The 23,697-nt window shown below is 42.0% G+C and carries 21 protein-coding genes; 6 read left to right on the top strand and 15 right to left on the bottom strand.

Annotated features, from left to right (window positions below; genetic code table 11):
* Positions 1–331: 331 nt before the first annotated feature.
* Entirely contained in the window at positions 332–1,189 is an 858-nt protein-coding gene (locus NYF15_RS05345) for a tetratricopeptide repeat protein (protein WP_062570212.1), read from the bottom strand.
* 83 nt (positions 1,190–1,272) lie between these two features.
* Between NYF15_RS05345 and NYF15_RS05350 the strand changes: the two genes are divergently transcribed.
* Entirely contained in the window at positions 1,273–2,586 is a 1,314-nt protein-coding gene (locus NYF15_RS05350; protein WP_371353024.1) for a M20 family metallopeptidase, read from the top strand.
* Between the two features lies 1 nt (position 2,587).
* Here NYF15_RS05350 and NYF15_RS05355 read toward each other — a convergent pair whose 3' ends face one another.
* The 4 genes from NYF15_RS05355 to pomA all read right to left on the bottom strand — a co-directional run bounded on the left by NYF15_RS05355 (position 2,588) and on the right by pomA (position 6,867).
* Positions 2,588–4,498, bottom strand: a complete 1,911-nt coding sequence (locus NYF15_RS05355) for a DNA topoisomerase III (protein ID WP_371353025.1) — start codon at positions 4,496–4,498, stop codon at positions 2,588–2,590.
* Between the two features lie 51 nt (positions 4,499–4,549).
* Positions 4,550–5,041: a hypothetical protein gene (locus NYF15_RS05360; protein WP_371353026.1), complete on the bottom strand. Its 492-nt coding sequence runs from the start codon at positions 5,039–5,041 to the stop codon at positions 4,550–4,552.
* 132 nt (positions 5,042–5,173) lie between these two features.
* Complete coding sequence (locus tag NYF15_RS05365; RefSeq protein ID WP_130150836.1) at positions 5,174–6,097, bottom strand: flagellar motor protein MotB; 924 nt, start codon at positions 6,095–6,097, stop codon at positions 5,174–5,176.
* A gap of 2 nt (positions 6,098–6,099) precedes the next feature.
* Complete coding sequence (gene pomA, locus NYF15_RS05370; protein ID WP_062570207.1) at positions 6,100–6,867, bottom strand: flagellar motor protein PomA; 768 nt, start codon at positions 6,865–6,867, stop codon at positions 6,100–6,102.
* 272 nt (positions 6,868–7,139) lie between these two features.
* Here pomA and xseB point away from each other — a divergent pair, with 272 nt between their 5' ends.
* The 4 genes from xseB (at position 7,140) to NYF15_RS05390 (ending at position 12,568) form a co-directional block, all read left to right on the top strand.
* Positions 7,140–7,382, top strand: coding sequence for an exodeoxyribonuclease VII small subunit (gene xseB / locus NYF15_RS05375; RefSeq protein ID WP_062570206.1), 243 nt, complete (start codon positions 7,140–7,142; stop codon positions 7,380–7,382).
* Positions 7,383–7,387: 5 nt separating this feature from the next.
* A complete protein-coding gene (ispA, locus tag NYF15_RS05380) occupies positions 7,388–8,275 on the top strand; it encodes a (2E,6E)-farnesyl diphosphate synthase (protein ID WP_130150835.1) in 888 nt (295 codons plus the stop codon).
* 87 nt (positions 8,276–8,362) lie between these two features.
* A complete protein-coding gene (dxs, locus tag NYF15_RS05385; RefSeq protein WP_371353027.1) occupies positions 8,363–10,225 on the top strand; it encodes a 1-deoxy-D-xylulose-5-phosphate synthase in 1,863 nt (620 codons plus the stop codon).
* A gap of 219 nt (positions 10,226–10,444) precedes the next feature.
* Positions 10,445–12,568 (top strand): hypothetical protein, encoded by a 2,124-nt coding sequence (locus NYF15_RS05390; RefSeq protein WP_371353028.1) that lies wholly within the window; start codon positions 10,445–10,447, stop codon positions 12,566–12,568.
* Between the two features lie 79 nt (positions 12,569–12,647).
* Here NYF15_RS05390 and NYF15_RS05395 read toward each other — a convergent pair whose 3' ends face one another.
* The 10 genes from NYF15_RS05395 to glyA all read right to left on the bottom strand — a co-directional run bounded on the left by NYF15_RS05395 (position 12,648) and on the right by glyA (position 23,022).
* Positions 12,648–15,734, bottom strand: a complete 3,087-nt coding sequence (locus NYF15_RS05395; RefSeq protein WP_130150833.1) for a ligand-binding sensor domain-containing diguanylate cyclase — start codon at positions 15,732–15,734, stop codon at positions 12,648–12,650.
* 33 nt (positions 15,735–15,767) lie between these two features.
* The gene (locus NYF15_RS05400) at positions 15,768–16,253 is read right to left on the bottom strand and encodes a phosphatidylglycerophosphatase A (RefSeq protein WP_371353029.1); all 486 of its coding nucleotides are present in this window, start codon (positions 16,251–16,253) and stop codon (positions 15,768–15,770) included.
* On the bottom strand, positions 16,250–17,224 hold the full coding sequence (gene thiL, locus NYF15_RS05405; protein WP_130150831.1) for a thiamine-phosphate kinase: 975 nt from the start codon (positions 17,222–17,224) through the stop codon (positions 16,250–16,252). Before thiL ends, NYF15_RS05400 begins: the two co-directional genes overlap by 4 nt.
* Before the next feature lie 44 nt (positions 17,225–17,268).
* Entirely contained in the window at positions 17,269–17,679 is a 411-nt protein-coding gene (gene nusB, locus NYF15_RS05410) for a transcription antitermination factor NusB (protein ID WP_054552571.1), read from the bottom strand.
* Between the two features lie 15 nt (positions 17,680–17,694).
* Positions 17,695–18,159, bottom strand: coding sequence for a 6,7-dimethyl-8-ribityllumazine synthase (ribE, locus tag NYF15_RS05415; RefSeq protein WP_036966328.1), 465 nt, complete (start codon positions 18,157–18,159; stop codon positions 17,695–17,697).
* Positions 18,160–18,250: 91 nt separating this feature from the next.
* The gene (gene ribBA / locus NYF15_RS05420; protein WP_130150830.1) at positions 18,251–19,366 is read right to left on the bottom strand and encodes a bifunctional 3,4-dihydroxy-2-butanone-4-phosphate synthase/GTP cyclohydrolase II; all 1,116 of its coding nucleotides are present in this window, start codon (positions 19,364–19,366) and stop codon (positions 18,251–18,253) included.
* 41 nt (positions 19,367–19,407) lie between these two features.
* Positions 19,408–20,061, bottom strand: a complete 654-nt coding sequence (locus NYF15_RS05425; RefSeq protein WP_130150829.1) for a riboflavin synthase — start codon at positions 20,059–20,061, stop codon at positions 19,408–19,410.
* Positions 20,042–21,205 (bottom strand): bifunctional diaminohydroxyphosphoribosylaminopyrimidine deaminase/5-amino-6-(5-phosphoribosylamino)uracil reductase RibD, encoded by a 1,164-nt coding sequence (gene ribD, locus NYF15_RS05430; protein ID WP_371353030.1) that lies wholly within the window; start codon positions 21,203–21,205, stop codon positions 20,042–20,044. The genes NYF15_RS05425 and ribD overlap by 20 nt, the downstream gene beginning before the upstream one ends.
* A 2-nt stretch (positions 21,206–21,207) precedes the next feature.
* Positions 21,208–21,657: a transcriptional regulator NrdR gene (nrdR, locus tag NYF15_RS05435; protein WP_054552576.1), complete on the bottom strand. Its 450-nt coding sequence runs from the start codon at positions 21,655–21,657 to the stop codon at positions 21,208–21,210.
* A gap of 108 nt (positions 21,658–21,765) precedes the next feature.
* Positions 21,766–23,022 (bottom strand): serine hydroxymethyltransferase, encoded by a 1,257-nt coding sequence (gene glyA / locus NYF15_RS05440; protein WP_062570197.1) that lies wholly within the window; start codon positions 23,020–23,022, stop codon positions 21,766–21,768.
* Positions 23,023–23,315: 293 nt separating this feature from the next.
* Between glyA and NYF15_RS05445 the strand changes: the two genes are divergently transcribed.
* Positions 23,316–23,684, top strand: a complete 369-nt coding sequence (locus tag NYF15_RS05445) for a hypothetical protein (RefSeq protein WP_371353031.1) — start codon at positions 23,316–23,318, stop codon at positions 23,682–23,684.
* The last annotated feature ends 13 nt before the right edge of the window (positions 23,685–23,697 follow it).

A 23,697-nucleotide genomic window follows, 5' to 3' on the forward strand; every position in this document is an offset into this window, starting at 1 on the left:
TCAAACTTTCTTTTTAGACCGTTTTAAACCGAAGTTTTACTTAACTCTCTGTCACTTTGCTCAGCGCTTTTCATTGCTGCCTGCCGTGTCAGTGGATGCGCATTATAGGGATGCGAAGAATTAACGCAAGCACTTTTTGTAGAAAATTACTAAAAACTTACCTTTCGCGCAAAAAACAAGCTAAAGGCAGTAAAAAACACAGTTTACTGTACAAAATACAGTCAACTTTTCTCGAGAGGATCTTAAGTATTATCGAAATTAGGTAATACGCAAGTTTTTAAATAAAAAAGCGCCACTATTTTTAATGGCGCTTTTATCAATCAATGATGGATTAGTACAAGATACTATATAGTTTACGACGATACTTAGACGCCAATGCATCGCCATCAGGTAAAGAGGCAATGATTTCTAGATAGCTTGGTTTTGCATCCGCGTAGTTAAGATCTTTTTTAAGCACATTAAATAACACCTCTAAAGCTTCTTCTTTACGACCCGCGTTATTGAGCGCATTGCTTAGCTCTACTTTTATCTCTAAATCATTTGGGTATTTTTCAACTTTAGCTTGCAGTGCTTTTATTTCTGGAGAGTCTGTTGCAGCTAATGCTTGTTCACACTTTGCTTGAATATTTGTGAAATACGCATCACGTTCATTCTCTGCCACTGAATCTAGTAATGCTTGTGCATCTTCTAATTTATGAATTTGAATACAAATATCAGCTAATACTAATTTTACACGCGTATGGCTCGGATCAAGCTCATAAGCCTGCTTTGCATAATTAAACGCATTATTTAAATCTTGATTAATTAACGCTTGCTTAGCTTGCTCCAGTAATAGCTCGTGCTGGGCAGGTAAATGTTTGGCTAGCGCGTCACGAATTTGCTGCTCTGTTTGAGCACCCGGTAACATATCCACAGGCGCTGAATCTTTTAACATCACAAGCGTTGGTAATGCTTGCAAACCAATTTGCTGTGCAAGTTGCGCTGCAAGGGCCTGCTCAACATCACAGTCTAAGGTTGCTACTAATAAATGCTCACCGTATTCATGTGCGATTTTTTCTAAAATGACAGCTTGCTGATGACACTCTGGGTTTTGCGCAGAGTAGAAAGTTAGTAAAACTAATTTTTCGGCTGAGGTCTCACCCAGTACTTGCTGTAAATTCTGTGGAGTAACATTTACCATATTATTCATTTGATCAATTGCACTATATAAGTATTTAGGTTTTTATATGGTGACAAACATAACAATTACAAGCCCATTCAGTCGAGGTCATTATGAAATTATCAGTTATATCTGCTGCGTTATTACTTCTCACTCCCATAACACAAGCAACAACCTTAGATTTAAATCTTCAGAAAACCATGCCAGAGATTGAAAAGCTTTACCTAGATTTACATCAATCTCCAGAACTTTCTTATCATGAAAAACAAACAGGTAAAAAATTAGCAAAGCGACTTACTAAACTTGGCTTTGAGGTTACTGATAATGTAGGTGGCTATGGCGTAGTTGGTATTTATAAAAATGGTACTGGACCAACTGTGATGATCCGTACCGATACAGATGGCTTACCCATTGTTGAACAAACTGGTAAACCGTACGCTTCAAAAGTAACGGTTACAAACGACGAAGGCTCAACTGTCGGTGTAATGCATGGCTGTGGTCATGATATTCACATGAGTTCGTTTATTGGCACAGCCCAACAGTTAATGACACACAAAGAGCAGTGGCAAGGTACATTAATGATGGTCGCACAACCCGCTGAAGAAGTAGGCGGTGGTGCAAAAGCAATGCTTAAAGAAGGACTTTTTACCAAGTACCCTACGCCTGACCACGTTATTGCTTTACATGTCAGTGCCAGTGTTCCAGCTGGTAAAATCAGCATGAAAAATGAGTACACAATGGCAAGTGTTGACTCAGTTGATATTACTGTAAAAGGAAAAGGCGGTCACGGTGCTTACCCACACACAACCATTGACCCTGTTGTGATTGCTTCACGTATTGTGTTGGCACTGCAAACTATTACTAGTCGCGAATTATCACCACTTGAACCGTCAGTGATCACCGTTGGCTCAATTCACGGTGGCTCTAAACACAATGTCATTTCAGATGAAGTTAAACTGCAATTAACGCTTCGTAGTTATAACCCTGAAGTGCGATTACAACAAATCGCAGCAATTAAACGTATCTCTAAAGGGATTGCATTAAGTGCAGGACTTGATGAAAGCTTAGCGCCCGAAGTGTATGTGCATGAAGATGAGTCTATTCCATCTACTTATAATAATCCTGAGCAAACCAATCTAGTCCGTAATGCTATTTCTAACGCAATAGGCAAGAGCAATGTACTGGAAACTGACGCTGTGATGGCCGGCGAAGACTTTGGTTTATACGGACGTACAGATAAGAATATTCCAATTACTTTATTTTGGTTAGGTGGTGTTGAGCCTAGTCAGTATGATGCGGCGATGCAATCTGGTGCAACATTACCTTCTTTACACTCAAGTAAGTTTGCACCTGATTACAAAAAAGCACTTCCTACGGGTATTACAGCTATGAGTAATGCCGCGGTTGCCCTATTCAACAAACAGTAGTTTAGGTTGATTTAGCTCTGGGCTTAGCTTTTCTTTTAAAACGTCGCTTTTGCGGCGTTTTTGGTAATTGAGCAAAGACTTGACTGTCGCACTGTTTGGCTTGATCGACTAAAGCATGTAACTCAGTCAGTAATGGCGTTAAAAACTGCTGATAACTCATATGCTGTTCAGCTATGTTCCCTAATGATGCTTCCCACTTAGCTGTTAAGTCAGGGCTAGCAAGCTGCTCGGGTAAAGTGCTAATAAGTGCTTTACCTGTTGCTGTAGCTAAAATGTTTTTACCTTGACGCTCTAAAAAGCGGCGCTTGAATAAAAGCTCAAGAATGCCTGCCCGTGTAGCCTCAGTCCCTAGACCATCCGTTTCTTTGAGGATCTTTTTAATTTCAGAGTCTTTTACATATCGGCTGATGCCTGTCATAGCACTTAGTAAGGTCGCATCAGTAAAGTGCGCTGGCGGTGTGGTCATTTTGTCTATCACTTCACCTTGATTACAATGCAGCGGCTGACCTTTTTCAAGTGCAGGTAAGGTTTGCTCATCTTTTAACTCTGTTTTGCCCATTAATGTTTTAAACCCTAAGCTAATATCTTGCTTAGCAGCAGCTTTAAAAAGACCACCCGCAATTTCAACCGTTACTTTGGTTTCGTTAAACACATAGCTTGGATAAAACTGAATTAAATAATGACGACAGATCAATCGATAGATTTTTTGTTCATCACTATTTAATGATGCTGAGCGAAGTTGTTTTTCGGTAGGAACAATAGCGTGGTGAGCTGCAACTTTGCTGTCATTAAAACATTTACTCCGCTTACTGGTATCAGCTTGCTTACAAGCTTCACTACTTTGCCCTTCATTATTAGCAATTGCAGCAATAATACTCGTTACATCTTTATGGTGTTCTTTTGGTAAATAGCGATTATCTGAACGAGGATACGTAATTAACTTATGGCGTTCGTACAAACTTTGACAGGTATCGAGCACCTTTTGTGCTGGCATTGAAAACGCTTTTGCTGCATCGATTTGTAAAGCAGATAAGTTATAAGGCAATGGGGCTTGTTGTTTTTTTTGTTTTTGCTCAAGCTCAACCACCTTAGCTGGTTGATTAGTTATTCGTGACACAACATTTTCAGCAAGCCCTCTATGTAATACTCTACCTTCTTCATCTTGATAGGGCTCGCATGCTTTACTTGGTTGCCACTTAGCAGAGAATGTTTGTTGCTGCTCTGTTTCAAGATGAGCCAAAACTTCGTAGAAAGGTTTTGCTACAAAGTTAGCTATTTCATTATCGCGATTTACAACTAGCCCTAAAATAGGTGTTTGAACACGACCTACAGACAACACATTACCAAACCCTGCTTTTTGTCCAGCAAGCGTATAAGCTCGCGTTAAATTCATACCAAATAACCAATCGGCACGTGAGCGAGCTAAGGCTGATACGCTCAAAGGAATAAAATCGCGATTCGACTTTAAATTATTCAGCGCTTTTTTAACTGCACTTAAGTTTAAGTCGCTTATTAAGAGCCGCTGGATTTGTTGTTTTTTAGCTTGGCTTAGTTTTACCTGTTCAATTACTTCATCTACCAATAACTGTCCTTCACGGTCAGGATCACCGGCATGGACGATTATACTCGCTTGCTTAATCAGCTTTTTTAATACGGTGAGTTGTTTGCGTGTTTTTGATTTAGGTTTTAACTGCCATTGTTCAGGCACGATAGGTAAGTGCTCAAATCGCCACTTTTTAAAACTTGCGTCGTAATCGTCAGGCTCAGCTTGTTCAAGCAAATGGCCAATACACCAAGAAACACAATCACCATTAGCAAGCTCAATATAACCATCTTGCTTTTTTTGTGGTTTTGGCAATGCATCAGCAATGGCTCTTGCTAGGGACGGCTTTTCGGCAATGTAAAGTTTCATAACGCAACACTAAATACTGTTTTTATAAACAGTAGTCTAACACAGCATTTTTTACTTAGGAATGGTGTCGGCGAGCCTATTGCGACGGGTGAATAAGTAAATCATAGGCAAATAACATACAACTACAGTGCCTATATTAATAAGAGGGAGTAAGGTTTTATACATATATGTGCTATACGATAAATCCCATAAGTGAATATCAATTACGCGAAATAGTTGTAATATGGGTGCCATTACAACAACTAACTGCCCTAGCACGCTCTGCCAAAGATAAACCTTATCTTTTATACCAAGATAAGCAATGATGGCCATCCATGCTATGTCATTAAATGCCCATACGACGTAACGCCAAACAAAGATGTCATCAAACTCGCTAAGGCTTGAATGGATAAGAGTGCCATATAGAAAAAAACTAGCGGTTATTACAGAAAACCTAAAGGCGAGCCAATCATTTCTGATATAAAAAACAAAAATAGCTGGGCTCAGAATGAACACCCAGCTATTACTCAATATAACAATAAAAGAGTTAAACCAATCCGGCACAAGTAGCGACCTTAATCAGTTTTCTGTTTTACCATCGTTACCATCACCGTTACCTGGCAGGTAGCAATATTTATCAAGCTTTTTCATTCTTATACCCATTACATTCTTTAACTAATTGTAACTGTAACTGATTTAGGGTCTTACATCAATAGGATCCGACTCTTGCGCCTTGCCTTGCATAATTGAGATTTCGACGCGACGGTTACGCTTTCTATCTTCATCGGTAACATTGGGAACAAGTGGCCTCGTTTCAGCATGGCCCACTACGACCATTCTCGATTTATCGAAACCTGGGGCTTTTTCCATTTCACTTGCAACTGCAACTGCACGCTTTGAAGATAAATCCCAATTATTGGTATATAACTCATTGGAAACCTGAAAATCATCTGTGTGACCAGATACCGTTATTTCGCCAGGCACGTCTTTTAGCAAGGTTGCAATATCTCGAATAATTGGTTTGAATTTAGGTTGTAAAAACGCACTCCCTGAAGGAAATGAGCCATTTTCCCGAATACGAATAATAATTTGCTGGCCTAAAGACTCTAGTTCAATCGCACCATCAATAATCTGTTGTTCAAGTTGTTGCGCAATTTTCTTCACAAGCTCGTTGGTTTGTTCTTGATTCGCAGCGGAAATAGATTGATCCATCGCTTGTTCTTGCGCTGTACTTTGAGACTCACCGCCACGCTTGTTACCACGCTGCTCTTGACGTCCACCTGCTGAGCTTTCATCACCGGCTTGGAATTCCAACATTTGCTGGGTCATTTCAACCGTTTGTTGTTGAATTGTTTCGATAGGCGTAGGCTCGGGTTTACCTGGCGTAAACTCCATGGCTATTACTGAAGTTCCTTTTGGGATGTCTTTTACTTCAATTTTGTTTTGCACACCAAAAGCAAACTTCATTGAGCCAGCAATTTGCTTAAACTTAAGAACATCCATTTCAGAAAAGGCAAGCAAGAGTACAAAGAAGCACATTAACAGTGACATTAAATCTGCGAAGGTTCCCATCCAAGCTGGTAAACCCGGAGGTGGACATTTGCACTCTTGATCAGACATGCTTACTCCTCAGTATCCACTTTTCGTTTAGACTCTGCTAAGTAGTTTTTCAAGATACCTTCTATTACTTTCGGGTTTTGACCGTCTTGAATACCTAGTACTGCGTCGAGAATTAAGCGTTGATTAAGAGCCTCTTCGTCTTTACGTAGCTCTAGTTTGACCTGAATTGGAATAGCAACCACGTTCGCTAAGAAAGCACCATATAATGTCGTTAATAGTGCAACGGCCATCGCAGGACCGATAGCTTTAGGATCATCCATATTTGATAACATGGCAACAAGGCCAATTAGCGTGCCTATCATACCCATTGCAGGAGCTATGTCGGCTAACGATTTAAATAGTCCCGCGCCATGTTCATGACGAGTTGCAGTAAGTGCGATATCTTTTTGCAAGGTAGCACGAACCACATCGGCGTCATGACCATCGACGAGCATATCAACGCCCTTGCGCATAAAGCCATTAGGAATTTCAGCTTCTTCGAGTGCTAAAAAACCACCTTTACGTGCTGAATCAGCTAACTCTACAGCTTTCTCTATTAGCTCTTCTGGAGATTCTATTTTGAACATGAAAGCTTTCGCGGCAACTTTACCTATGCCCAAAAACTGACCCATAGTAAAGTTTGACAACACAATGAAAATAGAGCCGCCAAATACAATGACCACCGAAGGGGTGTTATAAAACATTGCAACTTGGCCATCACTACTTAACACCATCGACATAGCAATTAAGCCTATGGCACCAAGAATACCTATTATGGTTGCTAAATCCACATACCCCTCCAGAGGAACAATTGCACGATACCCTAAGGCATCAAATTTTTATTATTAACTGCTTATCGGCAAGCAATTGAAATACTTAAATCATTAAATGAATTAATTTTATTTTAATGTAAGTTTCTCAAGCTACAAGTTTATCTTGTGTCTAAAAGCGTAAAAATAGCATATTGGCGTTGCTTTATGCGTAAAAAAACACATCATTCTTTGACCTAGTTTAGCATTCCCCCTAAAATTGGCCTCACTTTCTATCAGCTAGTGAGGCCACTATGGCAGCGAAGAAACCAGAAAACTTGAGCTTTGAAGAAGCCTTGGATGAATTATCTAATATTGTTGTACAAATGGAACAGGGTGACTTGTCATTAGAGCAATCTCTTAAGCAGTTTGAACGTGGTATTGCATTAGCTAATGCCTCATCAGGTAAACTACAACAAGCAGAACAAAAAGTTGCCATACTTATGGGTAACGATAGCCAAGCTCCACTGAGCAATTTCGATTCAAATTTGGACTAATTTCAGTGCAATTAATAGACCAACTGCAAGATGCTCGCAATGATGTTGAAGCAACACTTAATCACTATTTTGATCAGCCTTTAGATACCGAACAAACAATAAAAGAAGCCACTCATTATGGCGTGTTAAATGGCGGCAAACGATTACGTCCTTACCTTGTTTATGCAACAGGTAGGATGATGGGGGCACAGAAAAAAGACCTCGATATTCTTGCAGCAGCCATTGAGTGTATCCATAGCTATTCACTAGTTCATGATGACTTACCAGCAATGGATGATGACGATCTGCGACGTGGCCGCCCTACTTGCCATATAGTTTATGGTGAAGCAAACGCTATTCTTGCAGGTGATGCACTACAAACACTTGCCTTTGACTTAATTGCCAATCATCCTTTTTCTGTACCGCCAGCGCAGCAAATAAAAATGATCGCCTCATTAAGCAAAGCCTCAGGTATTGAAGGTATGGTAGGTGGTCAAGCGCTTGACATTAGTGCGACGAATAATGAAATCAGTGTCGAACAATTAGAGCGTATTCACCAACTGAAGACAGGGGCACTGCTTAATTGTGCAATAACCCTAGGTGCATTGTGTGCCAATCAGTGTGACGAACACACATTAAAACAGCTTAATTTGTTTGGACAAGCGATAGGTCTGGCTTTTCAGGTACAAGACGATATCCTAGATGTCGAAGCAGATACAGAAACACTTGGCAAACCGCAAGGGTCAGATATTGCAGCAAATAAAGCAACCTACCCCGCTCTTTTAGGACTGGATGGCGCAAAGCAAAAAGCGCAAGATTTACTCGCGCAAGCACATCAAGCTTTAGAGGCGATTAATTTCGATACGAGTGAACTGGCAAGGCTTGCCAACTATATTGTTGAACGCAAATATTGATGCGTAAAACAACGACAAAATAACTAAAAAATCAGAGTCACAATAAGCTATAATGCACTCTGGTTAGCGAAGGATGTATATAAAATCATGACACTTGATAGTAGCAAGTATCCATTATTAAGTTTGGTTGACGAGCCAGCACAGCTGCGTGATTTAGCGCAAGATAAATTACCTGCGTTTAGTAAAGAGTTACGCGAGTACCTGCTTAACTCAGTCTCGCAAAGTAGTGGTCATTTAGCCTCAGGGTTAGGCACGGTTGAATTAACTGTCGCTCTGCATTATGTTTATAACACGCCCTCTGATCGACTCGTTTGGGATGTAGGCCATCAAGCCTACCCACATAAAATTTTAACGGGTCGCCGTGACCAGATGCATACTATTCGTCAAAAAGACGGCTTACACCCTTTCCCATTTCGCGAAGAAAGCCAGTACGACACATTTAGTGTGGGTCACTCAAGTACATCAATTTCAGCCGCGCTAGGAATGGCCATTGCCGCTGAAAAAGAAGGTAAAGATCGAAAAACCGTAGCTGTTATTGGTGATGGTGCGATTACCGCAGGTATGGCATTCGAAGCGATGAACCACATGGGTGATGTAAACCCTAACGTATTAATTATCTTAAATGATAATGAAATGTCGATTTCTGAAAACGTGGGTGCACTGAACAATCATTTTGCACGAATCTTATCAGGTAGTTTTTATACCAACATCCGTGAAGGCAGCAAAAAGCTGCTATCAGGCTTGCCTCCAGTAAAAGAGCTTGCAAGTCGCATGGAAGAGCACTTAAAAGGTATGGTCATCCCTGGCACTTTCTTTGAAGAGCTGGGTTTAAATTATATCGGCCCGATTGATGGGCACGATGTAAATATGTTGGTTGATACCTTACGCAATATGCGTAACCTTAAAGGCCCACAATTACTGCACATAAAAACGCAAAAAGGGAAAGGTTATAAACCTGCTGAAGCGGACCCTATTGGCTACCATGGTGTACCAAAATTTGATCCGAGCATGTCAAAACTACCCAAATCAAAACCAGGAGCCGCAACATTCTCTAATGTATTTGGTGACTGGCTTTGTGATATGGCTGCACAAGACGACAAGCTGATGGCGATTACCCCAGCAATGCGTGAAGGCTCAGGCATGGTACGCTTTTCGAAAGAATACCCCGAGCAATACTTTGACGTTGCTATAGCGGAGCAACATGCAGTAACACTGGCAGCAGGTTTAGCATGTGAAGGCTTAAAACCAGTTGTTGCCATTTACTCAAGCTTTTTACAACGTGCATATGATCAGCTCATTCATGATGTGGCACTACAAAACCTTCCTGTTTTATTTGCCATTGACCGTGCAGGTATTGTTGGCGCAGACGGGGAAACTCACCAAGGTGCCTACGACCTAAGCTTTATGCGCTGCATACCGAACATGATTATCATGGCACCAAGCGACACCAATGAGTGCCGACAAATGCTTTACACTGGTTACCAATGTAATCAACCAGTGGCTGTTCGCTACCCGCGTGGCAGTGCGGGCAATTGTGACGTTGAAACGCAAATGAGCGCAATTGAAATAGGCCGTGCACGCACTATACGCAAAGGCAGTAAAGTGGCGATTTTATCGTTTGGTACATTACTAGAAAACGCTGAACTGGCGGCAAAAGAACTCAACGCCAGCTTACTTGATATGCGTTTTATTAAGCCGCTTGATACACACGCTATTGATGACTTACTCGCAGAGCACGATATACTTGTGACATTAGAAGACAACGCCATTGCTGGCGGTGCTGGCTCTGCAGTAAATGAGTATTTAGCAACCGCTAAAGCGAATGTGAAAATATTAAACTTAGGTATTCCTGATGAATTCATTAAGCATGGCACTCAACAAGAGATGCATGCAGAAATGGGATTAGATCCCCAAGGAATAGTAACCAGTATCAACGCATTCATAGCCTGACATTAATTTACAAAAAGGAGCATAGAGCTCCTTTTTTTATTTATAGAACAATCACATCCAAAAAAATTGAAAAATAATTAATTTTTCTGCATCCAATCATACCCCTTCTTCGTTTATTCAATGAGGTTAACCCGTGAGCAAGTAATATGCTTTTAAGCTGTGCTAAGCAAAACCGATGTCTGTTCACATTTGATGGAATATTAGAGAAGGTATGAACAAATGAAAGCGTTTAAAAACAACCTAGCAGTAGAACAAATCGACACTCAATCTAAACTTATGAAATTAACAATTTCGGCCTTAGCACTCGCTGTTACGATTGGTATTGCAGGCTGCAGTGGCGATGATGGTAAAGACGGTGCAGCAGGTCAACAAGGTGTTGCAGGACAAGATGGTTCGGATGGAATGGATGGGCAAAATGGTGCGCCAGGCTTTGCGGCAGCCACCTTTATTCTAGCTAACAATGGCGCTGATAACGCAGGCACAGTCAACTTGATTGATCAAAATGCGGCTAAATTAAGTACGTTTAATAGCGGCGCCAACGAAGGTGTTGCATTCGATAGCCTAGGTAATTTAGTGCAAGCAGCGGATTCTGGTAATGGCTCGTTAAGCACCGTATGTCAGGTGCTCAGTCGTAGCGATGGCAGCTACAACAGCAGTATTGATCGTATGATAAGCGGTACTAACACAACCCTTGTCAACCCTAAGGGTATTCATGTATCTCACAAGCATGGCTTGGTGCTGATTGCTGATTTTAATGCGATGCAAGTCACTGTATTCGGTAAAGAAGCTGCAGGTGATGTGGCCCCACTTGCAACAACAATCACAGCTGCAAAACCATGGGACTTAACCTACGACGATGACAACGATCGTTTATACGTTGCACTAACTAATGGTGATGTAGCAGTTTATGACAATTACGTCAGTGGTGGCTTTGTCGCAACACCAGCCCGAACAATTACACCTAGCGATGACAATGGTGCTAAAGTTTCAGTCAACATTCATGGCATCGCGCTTGATATGCAAACTAACACCTTAGTACTCTCTGATGTAGGCAGTGCATCAGATGCAACAGATGGTGCAATTTTTGTTATTTCTGATGCATCACAAGCCAGTGGCATGGTCGCGGTAGATCGTCATATTGCAGGGCCTATGTCTATGCTAGGTAACCCAGTTGATATAAGCCTCACAGGAAGTGACTTAAGAGTCGCTGAAAAATCAAATGACGCAGTTCTGGTCTTTAGTAACATATTTGCAGGCCCAAGCGGTGATATTTCGCCAGACTTAGTCACTGCGACCACAAAACCAGAATCAATTACAGAAACCATCATGCATAACGATATGCAAGATAGCTCAGATAGTATCATGGTAAATATGCCACTACTTGGTGTTGCAGTCAGCAGTAACCCAGGGACTGCAGGCCCTACTACAGGGCAAATTAGTCGTTTAAATGCTCCTTTAACAGCCGAGCTTGCGACTTATAATGCAAGCCAAACCATTGAAAGTGTTGCATTCGACAAATCAGGAACCAGCTATGCCACATTTGATAATGCAAGCACGTCAATTGGCGGCGTTGCAATTTCAACTAAAGTGGCGACTTCTCGTGATGGCGAAAGTTTTTCAATGGCTCAAGACAGATTAATTACCGGCGCAAATACCGGTATTATTTCACCGAAGGGGCTTGATGTAGCATCTGATGCTGGCATGGTATTTGTTGCAGAATTCAATCCAACTACACCTGGGGTGCTGATATTTTCAAGCTGCGCAACAGGTGATGTAAGCCCACTCATGACACTGACTCCTAGTGCTAGTGCACGCCCTTGGGATGTTGACTATGACCCTGCAACAGATAAAGCGTTTGTTGCACTGACCAATGGGACGGTTGCAGTATTCGATGAAGTTAAAAGCAAATGGCTAGCGGGCATGACAACTATTTCCGGTGAAGATCGCTTAATTACTCCTGCATCGGGTGGTACTGCATTTGTGGCGCCAACAAACATTCACGGCATAGACTACGATCCAACCAGTGACTCGTTAATTATCTCTGATGTAGGCAGTGCTGCGGATGCAACAGACGGTAAAATTTACGTGATAAATAATGCTTCAATGGCAAGTGGTTTAACCAACGTTAGCGTTAACATCGCAGGCCCCGCTAGTCAGCTTGGTAACCCTGTAGATATTATGTACACAGGCAGCCATCTCTATGTTGCTGAGAAATCAAACGGTCTAGTAATGCGTTTCGATAATATTTTAAATAGCCCCGGAGGCGATATAGCTGCAGATGTCAGCTACTCATTTACAGCGCCTGAGTCGGTGGCTATTTTACCAGCTTGGCTTAACCACTAAACCATCAATAGGCGTTTAGGTAACAAGCGCCTTGGTTGGCCTCCAATGCCTTATCTAGCCCTAGATAAGGCATTTTTATTTAGCGCATCCAGATTTTAATATCTGCTAGACCATTAGCCTGAAGAGCGCTGAGTTGCTGATCAACATTTTGAGTTTGTTCAAACTCAAATGCGTCAAGCTGCTCATCAAACGTTATATTAGCCACCCCGTCGCCACCACGCTTTTTAACTTGATGTAGCGCGATATCTGCAAGGTTCACTGATGTTTCCCAACCAATAACTTGCCCACCTAGCAAAGGAAGCGGATAAAAAGACCATCCAAGAGAAGCAGTAATGGTTGTTGACTCTCCATTTGGAAGTCTAAATGCATTACCCGCAATAGCCTCACACAGTTCAGCTGCATAACTATCTATACCAGAACGTTTAAAATCACGCAGTAAAAGTAAGAACTCATCACCACTCCAACGTGCAACATAATCAGAGCCTTGGGTACGACTATTCAACAGTGTAGCCATTTGCTGTAAGCAACTATCACCAGCCAGCGGTCCATAGGCGTCATTGATACGGCTAAAATTATCAAAGTTAATAATCATCAATACTAAGGATTTACCCTGCGCTTGCAGTGATTGCGAGTTACGCTGGAAGTGCTCAATATCCTTAGGAAGTTGATCAAATAAGAAGCGACGACTACGAAGCCCGGTAAGCTCATCTGAGTGACTAACTAATTTAAGCTGTGAGTTCACTTGATTAAGCTTATCGTTCGCTTCACGAAGCTCTACGGTGCGTTCTGTTACTAAGCTTTCAAGGGCTAACTGCTTGCGTTTTTCTTGCGCTCTAAACACCCAAAAGACAAGATAAAATAATAAAATAAAACTGCTTGTAATGAGCAATCTAAAATAAATAGTTTCATCAAATCGTTGCGGCACAACAAACGCATATTCTGTTCTGCGCGCTTTCTGCCAGTCTTCACCGCGGCGTTTAGCTTCTAGATGAAATAAAAAAGAACCCGGTGGTAAGTTAGTGTAGATTGCTTCGCGACGTGTGTTTGCATAGCGCCAGTGACTATCTAACCCACTTAATCGGTAACGGAATTCAATACTTGAAGGAGCATAATAATCGATAGCAGTGTACTTAATGGTGACATCTCGCTCATCAATTTGTAATTCAGGTTTAGCACCTAGCGAGGCCGTACTCATTTGGCGAAGAGGTGTGGTAATGTTTTCAATACGTGGTTTAAGCGCTTTAACACCAAATAGTTCAACACTTTTAGGTATTTCAACGACCCCTTGTAGACTTGGATACCAAATCGAATTACCAGTGTCCGCCACCGCATCATGACCAAGACCTGCACAACATTGGCTAGCTTTACCATCAAGCTGGCGGTCAAATGACGAAATAACCTGCTCAACTTTCAAGCTCTCAATGTCAGTACTAAACTGCTCAACAGGCATACGGTATACGCCTTTCATGGTACTGACCCAAATACGCTTTAGTTGTTTGTCGTAGACAAGACTGAAAATAGAGCCATAGGGTAAACCGTCAGTAGCATCTAGCTGACGCCACTGCCCTTGTGTACTGCGATAAAATAAGCCATCATTCAAAGAGCCAATTAAAATACCCACACCGTCGATATTTAAAATACTAGTCACATACGCACTCTCTAAACTGGTCTGATCGCCAATTTTCTCAATACCGCGGTCGGTAAAGTAGTAAGCACCTTTACTTGTGCCAATTAAGCCAAAGTTTTGCTCATCCAGTACGTAGGTTATAAATTTACTGCTTAAAAAAGCGTTGTAAGCGAATGGCGTTAATCCCCCATAACTCAACCGATACATGCCTCGACCCGTGCCAAGCCAAAAACCACCTTTGTTTGAACGGCTAATTGCAAATACGGGGTTATCACGAAGAGCTCGACCAGGTACCGTATATAGACGCTGGTTTTCATAATAAAAAACGCCTCGACCAGTGGCAATATAAAGGCGGTCGCCATCAAATTGTAAGTCATGCACCGCAGCCCGACCAAATTGATTGCTGGGTATTTGATTTACAAAATTTTTATTGTAATCGAAGTAACCAACACCACTACGGTTAGCAACCCATAACTTACCGTCAGGCGCTTGGCTGATCGCCATCACCGCTTCGGTCATATTTGAAATAGCAGAGTGGCGCTCTATTCGCCCTTCGTGAGCAAGCCACAAACCTTCACTAAAGCTTGCCAGCCAAATATTATTTTGATTATCACGAAAAATGTCAGCAAACCAAATGCTCTGATCTAACTGACTAGGCTCAACCCACTGCCAGTCACCTGAGTTATCTCTAAATAATAAACGACCATAGGTGGAAATCCACAGCGCACCATCTGAATCGCTCATAAACTTGTAAACAGCTGAGTTACTCGCGTTAGGGAGTGGGAATGGACGCAGCTCATCATCTAAATCAAGAAAGTATGCACCCAGCTCCGATGCCAAATATAAGTTCCCCTCAAGCCAAGCCATATCATGGATAATGGTCTGCGCTAGGCGCTCGGGTAATGACACTTTTGCGGTAAGTTCTAAACGTAGTTTTGCAAAGTCAGATGAAGTATTGGTTAAACGTAATAAGTGACGCTCATTGACCAACCATATACCTTCTGGTGATAGCGCCATTTGACTGACTGAACCGACAATTTGCGTAATTGGTGTGGCATTGGATACAGGCACGACCAAGGCTGAATTTTGATTTAATGTAACCTGATTACGTGCTACGAAATAAAGGCCATTGGCTGCAATCCAAATACTGCCTTTTGAGTCTTCAAGAATATCGCGAACAGGCCCTTTTACGTTAAAGGTTTGCGACATCATAGTTTTAGGGTCAAGTGTTACCAAACCATTTTTGGTACCAACCCAAAGTAACCCAGTGCTATCTACCAATAGCTTATTAATACCATTACTAGGTAGAAAATCGCTATTTTGTGTATTGAAGTTAGTAAAGGTGTTTCCATCAAAGCGGCTTAGGCCAAACTGTGTGCCTAGCCACATATAGCCTTGCTCATCTTGAGCAATACTTTTTAAAGATTGTGAGGGCAAGCCATTTTGGATATTCCACTGTTTAACGACGTAGTCGGTAATAGACGCAAATGCAGACGTGCTGCAAAGCATCAACAAACAGAGAATTATAAATCGCATCATATACTTGCCACCAAGTAACACCTAACTCATCGTTTAAAAAGGTAAATAGCCTGCTTTAAACAAGGCTTGAACACAAATTAATGAAAATATACCTGCTAAAATATCATCAGCCATGATGCCCAAGCCACCGTGTAAACGTCTATCTAAAATTCGGATAGGGCCTGGTTTAGCAATATCAAAAAAGCGGAACAATAAAAAACCAACCAATAGTGACTGCCAACTTAATGCGGCACCCATCATGGTGATATAATAACCAGCAACTTCATCCCAAACAATGGCTGGATGATCATGTACCCCTAAGTCATCGGCTGTTTTACCACAGGCCCAAATACCAAACACGCTGATCACAATTGCAAACACAATCTGTAACCACAGCGGAAAATACATAGTGGTGAAAATAAATGGCAAGGCAACAAAGGTCCCAAAGGTGCCTGGTGCTTTAGGTGCAAGACCTAAACCAAAACCCAAACCAAAAAACTGGTGTGGGCGTTTTAAGTTGAATAAACGGTTATTGCTCAAACTGGCTCCTTCGTAAAGTGCTGAAAGCCCTTACCTTGATAGTTAAATTTTTCACCATCAAGTAATAGCTCAATCTCGCCCTCGCCACTTTTAATTTGCCCAACACAACTCGCTTCAACACCGTACTGGCGTAGTTTCATATCTACCATGCTTTTATTACTTTCAGGCACAGTAAACAACAACTCGTAGTCGTCACCGTAATTTAGAATGTAATCAAATTGCTCTCTACGTGGGATCGACGAATTTAATGCATCTGACACAGGCACTTTATCAACATTAATCACAGCACTAACTTGCGATAGCGCTAAAATATGGCCTAAATCTGCCAGTAAGCCATCAGAAATATCAATGGCCGATGAGGCTGCACCGCGTAGAACTTGCCCTGCAGCCACACGGGGGGTCGGGTAATCGAGGCGATTATTTAAATAGCTTAAATGTTCAGGGGCAATATCAAGGCCTTGCTTACGGGCTTCAATGGCTACGCCAGCATCCCCTAGTGGACCGGTTACATAAATCCAATCACCCACTTTAGCGCCACTACGACGCAACGCTTTGCCTTCAGGTACAATGCCTTTAGCACAAATGGTAATCGTTAAAGGGCCTTGTGTAGTGTCACCGCCAATGATCTGCACATTGAAGTACTCCGCAATCTCATGCATGCCTTCGGTGAACTGTTCAAGCCACTCTATATTAGCTTCTGGCAATGTTAAACCAACCGAAACCCACGTAGGTTCAGCGCCCATAGCAGCCAAATCACTTAAATTAACGGCTAAAGCACGGTGCCCAAGAGCACGTGGTGATATATCATCAAAAAAGTGTACACCCGCAACTAAGGTGTCTGTTGTTACTGCCAGTTGGCAGTTTTCAGGCACGGTCACTAACGCACAATCGTCACCAATTCCAAGGTTTACATCACGACGAATAATGCCGCGACCTTTAAAGTAACGATTGATTAATTCAAATTCCTTCATACACAAAAAAGCCGGCCCAAGCCGGCTCTCCTTTACGGGGTTGATTACTTGCGCAGCTCTTTCACTGCTTTATCAAGTACACCGTTAACAAATTTATGGCTGTCTTCAGCACCAAACATCTTCGCAAGCTCAATGCCTTCATTGATGGCTACTTTGTAAGGTACGTCTTCACGGAATTTCAGCTCGTAGCCAGACAGACGTAAAATTGCTTTTTCGACCATGTCTAACTCATCAGCTGGGCGTGCTAAATGTGGTGCAACGATTTCATCTAATTGCTTACAGTTAACAACAACACCGCGTGCTAGGTCTTTGAAATATTCGACGTCGATTTTAGTCACATCATTTTCAATTAACATTTGCTGTTCAATATCAGCAATTGGGTTACCGCTTAACTGCCAAGAGTATACGGCTTGAAGTGCTAAGATACGTGCTTTACGTCTTGCTGCTGGTTTCACAGAGATTCCTTAAACTTAAATTTTGTCTAACACATTAACCATTTCAAGCGCACCTAAAGCAGCTTCGCCGCCTTTATTACCCATTTTGGTACCTGCGCGCTCAATTGCTTGCTCAATGCTTTCAGTGGTTAATACGCCAAATGCAACCGGGATATCGTACTCAAGAGATACTTGCGCAAGACCTTTGTTTGATTCGCCAGCGACTAAATCAAAGTGTGGTGTACCACCTCTGATCACTACGCCTAAAGCGATGATTGCATCGTGTTCTTTCTTTGCTGCAACGCGTTTCGCTGCTAAAGGTAATTCAACGGCACCTGGTACGTAAACAACAGTAATGTCGTCGTCAGATACGCCACCTGTGCGTTTAAGCTCATCAACAGCACCTGCTAATAGGCTACTACCAATAAAGTCATTAAAACGAGAAATGACAATGGCAAATTTTTTGCCTGGTGCGTATTTGTTACCTTCAATAATTTTCATTTAATAACCCTAAAAAATAAGTTTAAGCGGTTGCGATTGCGCAAAAATTACGGCGCATAATACCACAAAAATATAAAAGTAGCCTAGTTAATTAAGACTGCGGCTCAACGTAGTCAACCACCTCTAAGTGGAAACCAGATAACGCATGGTACTTTTTCGGACGGCTCATTAAACGCATCTTTTCAATACCTAAATCAGCTAGGATCTGAGAACCGACCCCCACCGTACGCGATGTACCTTGGAATTTACGATGACTGACATTTTCACCCGCATCTTCAGCGGCAAATGCTTTTACTGTTGCTTCAAGCTCTTCGGTTGACTCTTGTTTACCTAAAATTACTAATACACCATCATGTTTAGCAATATAAGCCATTGCATCAGATAAACCCCAACTACGGTCAGCATTGCGATCTGAGAGCAAAATATCATTAAACGTACTTTGTAAGTGAACACGTACTAACGTTGGCTCATCTTTAGATACGTCACCTTTTTGTAAAACATAATGAAGTTGACCATCAATAGTGTCTTTGTAGGTCACTAAATCAAACTCACCGTGATCGGTTGGCAGTTTACATTTAGCAACGCGCTCAATGGTGGTTTCGTTTAGGTTTCTGTACTCGATTAAATCCGCAATGGTGCCAATCTTTAAGTCATGCTCTTTCGCAAATACTTCAAGATCAGGGCGACGTGCCATGGTGCCATCTGCATTTAAAATTTCAACAATCACTGATGAAGGTTCAAGACCCGCTAAACGCGCTAAATCACAACCTGCTTCAGTATGACCTGCACGTGTTAACACGCCACCTGGCTGCGCCATAATCGGAAAAATATGCCCTGGTTGAACGATATCGCTAGGCACGGCACCTTTAGCAATAGCCGCTTGCACTGTGCGTGCACGGTCGGCCGCCGAAATGCCGGTTGTTACACCTTTCGCCGCTTCAATCGACATAGTGAAATTAGTTGAAAAGGCAGCACCGTTATTTTTGACCATAAGTGGTAATTCTAACTGCTGACAACGCTCTTGTGTCATGGTTAAACAAATTAAACCACGGCCGTGTGTTGCCATAAAGTTGATGGCATCAGCACTAATATGTTCTGCTGCGATGATTAAATCGCCTTCATTTTCTCTGTCTTCATCGTCCATTAAAATAACCATTTTACCGGCTTTAATGTCATCGATAATTTCTTGCGCGCTGTGTAAATTCATAATGTGCCCATGAGAGTATGATTAATTTGACCTATCCGTGCTTATTTAATAAAGCCAGCTTGTGCTAGCAAGCTCATTGATATGTCTGAACGGGAAGGTTGTTCAGCCCCTTTTATTAGGCGCTCTAAGTAGCGAGCAATCTGGTCAACTTCTAAGTTCACCTGAGTACCCACCTGAAATTCTGCAATCGTTGTTTGCTCAGCGGTGTGTGGAACAATCGTCAACTTAAAGCGATTTTGCTCGACTTCGTTAACCGTTAAGCTAATACCATCAATACATACCGAACCTTTGTACGGAATGTATTTCATTAAATCGCTGTTGGTACTTAGCCAATACTCTGTTGCACGAGCGTTAGGACTAATACTTTCTACCGTCGCAATACCATCAACATGGCCTGATACCAAGTGCCCACCTAAGCGAGAAAGTGGTTGCATGGCTTTTTCGAGATTAACTGTTTGGCCTTTTTTGTAATGTGCAAATCCAGTTAAGCTGATTGTTTCGTTTGATAAGTCAGCACTAAAACCATCGCTATATTTTGCGACAACCGTTAAACACACACCGTTGGTGGCAATACTGTCACCGAGCTTGACGTCTTTCATATCCAAATTAGTGCTTTGGATACGAATAGCTAGATCACCTTGCTTTTGTGTTAGTTCAACAATTTTACCTGTTGCTTCAATTATTCCAGTAAACATAGTGCTGCTCTTTATTTTCAATATATGTGGCTTGCTTTGCTTTTTTCGCGGTTATACGGATGTCGTCACCAATCATCACTGTATCAGTAAAGGTCAGCTCAGTGATATCACTCATCATGGTGACTTCTGCAAAGTTTAGTAAGCTTTTGCCCAAATCACCTATTAACTTAGGAGCAATATAAACAATGTATTCGTCAATTAAACCTTGCTCTGCGAACACCCCAGCAAGGGTTGCACCCGCTTCGAGCCAAACATGATTAAATTGTAGTTCAGCAAGACGCTTTAAAACCGCCGATAAATCAACTTTATTGTTATTTGCTTGCACCACTTCGTGTTTAACAAAGTGAGGCCACTTGGTGTGATTATCAAGCGAAGTGGTAAAAATAATCACCGGACTTTCAATGCTAAATAAAGCGAGTTCTGGGGTTAACCTATTTTGTGAATCAATAATGACTCGGGTCGGCTGGCGTAAAGGCAGCGAGGTTGGCATGATAAATGGAAGCTCTTCAATGCGAACATTCAGTTTTGCATTATCGGTCATAACCGTATCTGCGCCAGTGAGTATCGCGCAACTTTGGGCACGAAACGCTTGCACGTCTTGGCGTGCTTTAGAGCCTGTTATCCATTTACTTTGGCCGTTACTTAGCGCAGTTTTACCATCTAAACTACACGCCATTTTACAAGTCACATATGGCAATCCTGATTCCATACGCTTTAAAAAACCTTTATTTAAATCGCGCGCTTGTTGTTCAAGTAAACCAGATGCAACGCTAATACCGGCGTCGGCTAAAATTTGTAGGCCGCGACCACTCACCGCAGGGTTTGGGTCGACCATAGCGGCAATCACCTTGCTAACACCCGCTGCTTTTAAACCTTCGGCACAAGGTGGAGTGCGTCCATAATGACTACAAGGCTCTAAAGTCACATAGGCAGTGGCGCCTTTCGCGTTGTCGCCAGCTACAGCCAAGGCATTCACTTCAGCATGGCCCTGCCCTGCTAATTGATGAAACCCTTCACCGACTATTTCGCCATCTTTAACCAAAACACAGCCAACATTCGGGTTTGGCGTCGTAGTAAAACGACCTTGTTTAGCAAGCTCAATGGCACGCGCCATATAAGCTGTATCAAGCTCTGTAAACGACATGATTAATCACCTAAACGAGCGATTTCTTCACCAAACTCGCGAATATCTTCAAATGAACGATAAACCGATGCAAAGCGCACATAGGCCACTTTGTCGAGTTTCTTCAGTGACTCCATGATGCACTCACCAATTAAATGGCTAGAGATCTCACGCTCACCGGTGGCACGAAGTTGAGATTTAATGATGTTAACGACTTCATCGACCTGCTCAGTGCTAACAGGGCGTTTCTCTAAAGCGCGATGCAAGCCATTGAGTAACTTGTCTTCATTGAATGGTTCGCGGCTACCGTCTTGCTTGATGACTCTTGGCATCACAAGCTCAGCGCCTTCAAAGGTGGTAAAGCGCTCATGGCATTCGTTACATTCACGTCGACGTCTCACTTGGTGACCACCGCCAACAAGTCGAGAATCAATTACTTTGGTATCTTTTGCGGTGCAAAAAGGGCAATGCATAGGGTTCAACTTCCGTTTATAAAAAACAAAAAAAGGCCGCTTAGTAAGCGGCCTTTATAATAGCAAAAAACAACGCTATTGTTATCTTAATTACGGTTTAACCAGTAATTAAGCGTAAACTGGTAATTTTTTACAGATAGCTTTCACTTTCTCTTTTACTTCTGCTTGTACAGACTCATCGTTGATGTTGTCTAGTACGTCACAGATCCAGCCCGCAAGCTCTTTTGACTCAGCTTCTTTGAAACCACGGCGAGTAATCGCCGGAGAACCAATACGAAGACCAGACGTTACAAACGGTGAACGTGGGTCGTTTGGTACTGAGTTTTTGTTAACTGTGATGTTTGCATTACCTAGTGCAGCGTCAGCATCTTTACCTGTGATATCTTTATCGATTAGGTCAAGAAGGAATAAGTGGTTGTCTGTTTTACCAGAAACAACTTTGTAGCCACGCTCTTGCAGTACTTCAACCATAGCTTGAGCGTTCTTAACAACTTGTGCTTGGTACGTTTTAAACTCTGGTTGTAATGCTTCTTTGAAAGCAACCGCTTTAGCAGCGATGATGTGACATAAAGGGCCACCTTGACCGCCAGGGAATACAGCGCTGTTTAGCTTTTTGTAAATCTCTTCATCACCACATGCAGAAACGATTAGACCGCCACGAGGACCCGCTAATGTTTTGTGAGTTGTTGTAGTAACAACGTGTGCGTGAGGGATTGGGCTTGGGTATACACCCGCAGCGATAAGACCAGCAACGTGAGCCATATCTACGAATAAGTATGCACCTACTTTGTCAGCGATTTCACGGAATTTAGCCCAATCAACAACGCCAGAGTATGCAGAGAAACCAGCGATGATCATTTTTGGCTTGTGCTCTAATGCCAGTGCTTCAACTTGAGCATAATCAATTTCGCCAGTCTCTTCATTTAGGCCGTATTGAATTGCATTGTACGTTTTACCAGAAAAGTTAACGTGTGAGCCGTGAGTTAAGTGGCCACCATGAGCTAAGCTCATACCTAGTACAGTATCGTGTGGCTGAAGAAGCGCTTGGAAAACAGCTGCGTTTGCTTGTGAACCTGCGTGAGGTTGAACGTTAGCGTAGTCAGTGCCGAATAATTCGTTTGCACGGTCAATAGCGAGTTGCTCAACAACGTCAACGTGCTCACAACCGCCATAGTAACGTTTGCCTGGGTAGCCTTCAGCATATTTGTTCGTTAGCTGAGAACCCTGTGCTTCAAGCACGCGTGGGCTACAGTAGTTTTCAGACGCGATCAGTTCGATGTGCTCTTCTTGACGAGCCGTCTCTTTATTGATGGCTGCAAATAACTCTGGATCGAAATCCGAAATATTCATGCTACGTTCTAACATGGGGTCTCCTAAGGCAACGTGTATGGTGTTTTTTTGAAGGCTATATTGTACGCTTAAAACGCACTTTTGCCTATCGTGTAATGATGAACATATTTAAACAGGGATTGAATTTATTTCACAGTGTTTTAATAATGATATTTTTTTATTGATACATAACAAAAATTTATAAATTTAAAATATTACATATATTTTTAAAATGTCACTAAATTAAAAAAGCGGCCGCTGACACTTGTATTTCCGCTTACACCAACTAATCTTATAGTATTAGTTAGTATCAAGGATGATAGCGAGACATGTTAGCCAAACCAATTTACGAAGTTGTCCCTTATGTGTACTTCTTTCTCGGGGTGAGTTGTATTACGTTAGCCAAAGATAGTGTGCCAACTTTAATCGGTATAATACTGTTTTTAATGGGCGCTAATGTGTGGCGTATGCGCTCTGAGGCCAGAAGAACTGATCACTCAAGCCAAAGAATAAAACAAACAAAATCTCACTATTACTATGAATTTAAACCATTTATTTTATTCATTTCAGCGTTCACTTTAATTCAGTGGACACAAAACGAAATAATCTCAATTATCAGTGTGTTACTGTGTATCGCCTCTTTGGTAATTCTCATTATGCGAGTTTTAAACCGTCATAGCCTTTCACTACTTCATTAAAATAAGCAATATA

Origin of the sequence: Pseudoalteromonas sp. 68 DY56-GL68 (assembly GCF_041414825.1) — a bacterium.
GTDB lineage: Bacteria > Pseudomonadota > Gammaproteobacteria > Enterobacterales > Alteromonadaceae > Pseudoalteromonas.

What these genes read in the sequence shown, in the direction of transcription:
- NYF15_RS05345 (WP_062570212.1), bottom strand. Translation starts at nt 1,189, where the DNA reads ATGAATAATATGGTAAATGTTACTCCACAGAATTTACAGCAAGTACTG.
- NYF15_RS05350 (WP_371353024.1), top strand. Translation starts at nt 1,273, where the DNA reads ATGAAATTATCAGTTATATCTGCTGCGTTATTACTTCTCACTCCCATA.
- NYF15_RS05355 (WP_371353025.1), bottom strand. Translation starts at nt 4,498, where the DNA reads ATGAAACTTTACATTGCCGAAAAGCCGTCCCTAGCAAGAGCCATTGCT.
- NYF15_RS05365 (WP_130150836.1), bottom strand. Translation starts at nt 6,097, where the DNA reads ATGTCTGATCAAGAGTGCAAATGTCCACCTCCGGGTTTACCAGCTTGG.
- xseB (WP_062570206.1), top strand. Translation starts at nt 7,140, where the DNA reads ATGGCAGCGAAGAAACCAGAAAACTTGAGCTTTGAAGAAGCCTTGGAT.
- dxs (WP_371353027.1), top strand. Translation starts at nt 8,363, where the DNA reads ATGACACTTGATAGTAGCAAGTATCCATTATTAAGTTTGGTTGACGAG.
- NYF15_RS05390 (WP_371353028.1), top strand. Translation starts at nt 10,445, where the DNA reads ATGAAAGCGTTTAAAAACAACCTAGCAGTAGAACAAATCGACACTCAA.
- NYF15_RS05395 (WP_130150833.1), bottom strand. Translation starts at nt 15,734, where the DNA reads ATGATGCGATTTATAATTCTCTGTTTGTTGATGCTTTGCAGCACGTCT.
- thiL (WP_130150831.1), bottom strand. Translation starts at nt 17,224, where the DNA reads ATGAAGGAATTTGAATTAATCAATCGTTACTTTAAAGGTCGCGGCATT.
- ribE (WP_036966328.1), bottom strand. Translation starts at nt 18,159, where the DNA reads ATGAAAATTATTGAAGGTAACAAATACGCACCAGGCAAAAAATTTGCC.
- ribBA (WP_130150830.1), bottom strand. Translation starts at nt 19,366, where the DNA reads ATGAATTTACACAGCGCGCAAGAAATTATCGATGACATTAAAGCCGGT.
- NYF15_RS05425 (WP_130150829.1), bottom strand. Translation starts at nt 20,061, where the DNA reads ATGTTTACTGGAATAATTGAAGCAACAGGTAAAATTGTTGAACTAACA.
- ribD (WP_371353030.1), bottom strand. Translation starts at nt 21,205, where the DNA reads ATGTCGTTTACAGAGCTTGATACAGCTTATATGGCGCGTGCCATTGAG.
- nrdR (WP_054552576.1), bottom strand. Translation starts at nt 21,657, where the DNA reads ATGCATTGCCCTTTTTGCACCGCAAAAGATACCAAAGTAATTGATTCT.
- glyA (WP_062570197.1), bottom strand. Translation starts at nt 23,022, where the DNA reads ATGTTAGAACGTAGCATGAATATTTCGGATTTCGATCCAGAGTTATTT.
- NYF15_RS05445 (WP_371353031.1), top strand. Translation starts at nt 23,316, where the DNA reads ATGTTAGCCAAACCAATTTACGAAGTTGTCCCTTATGTGTACTTCTTT.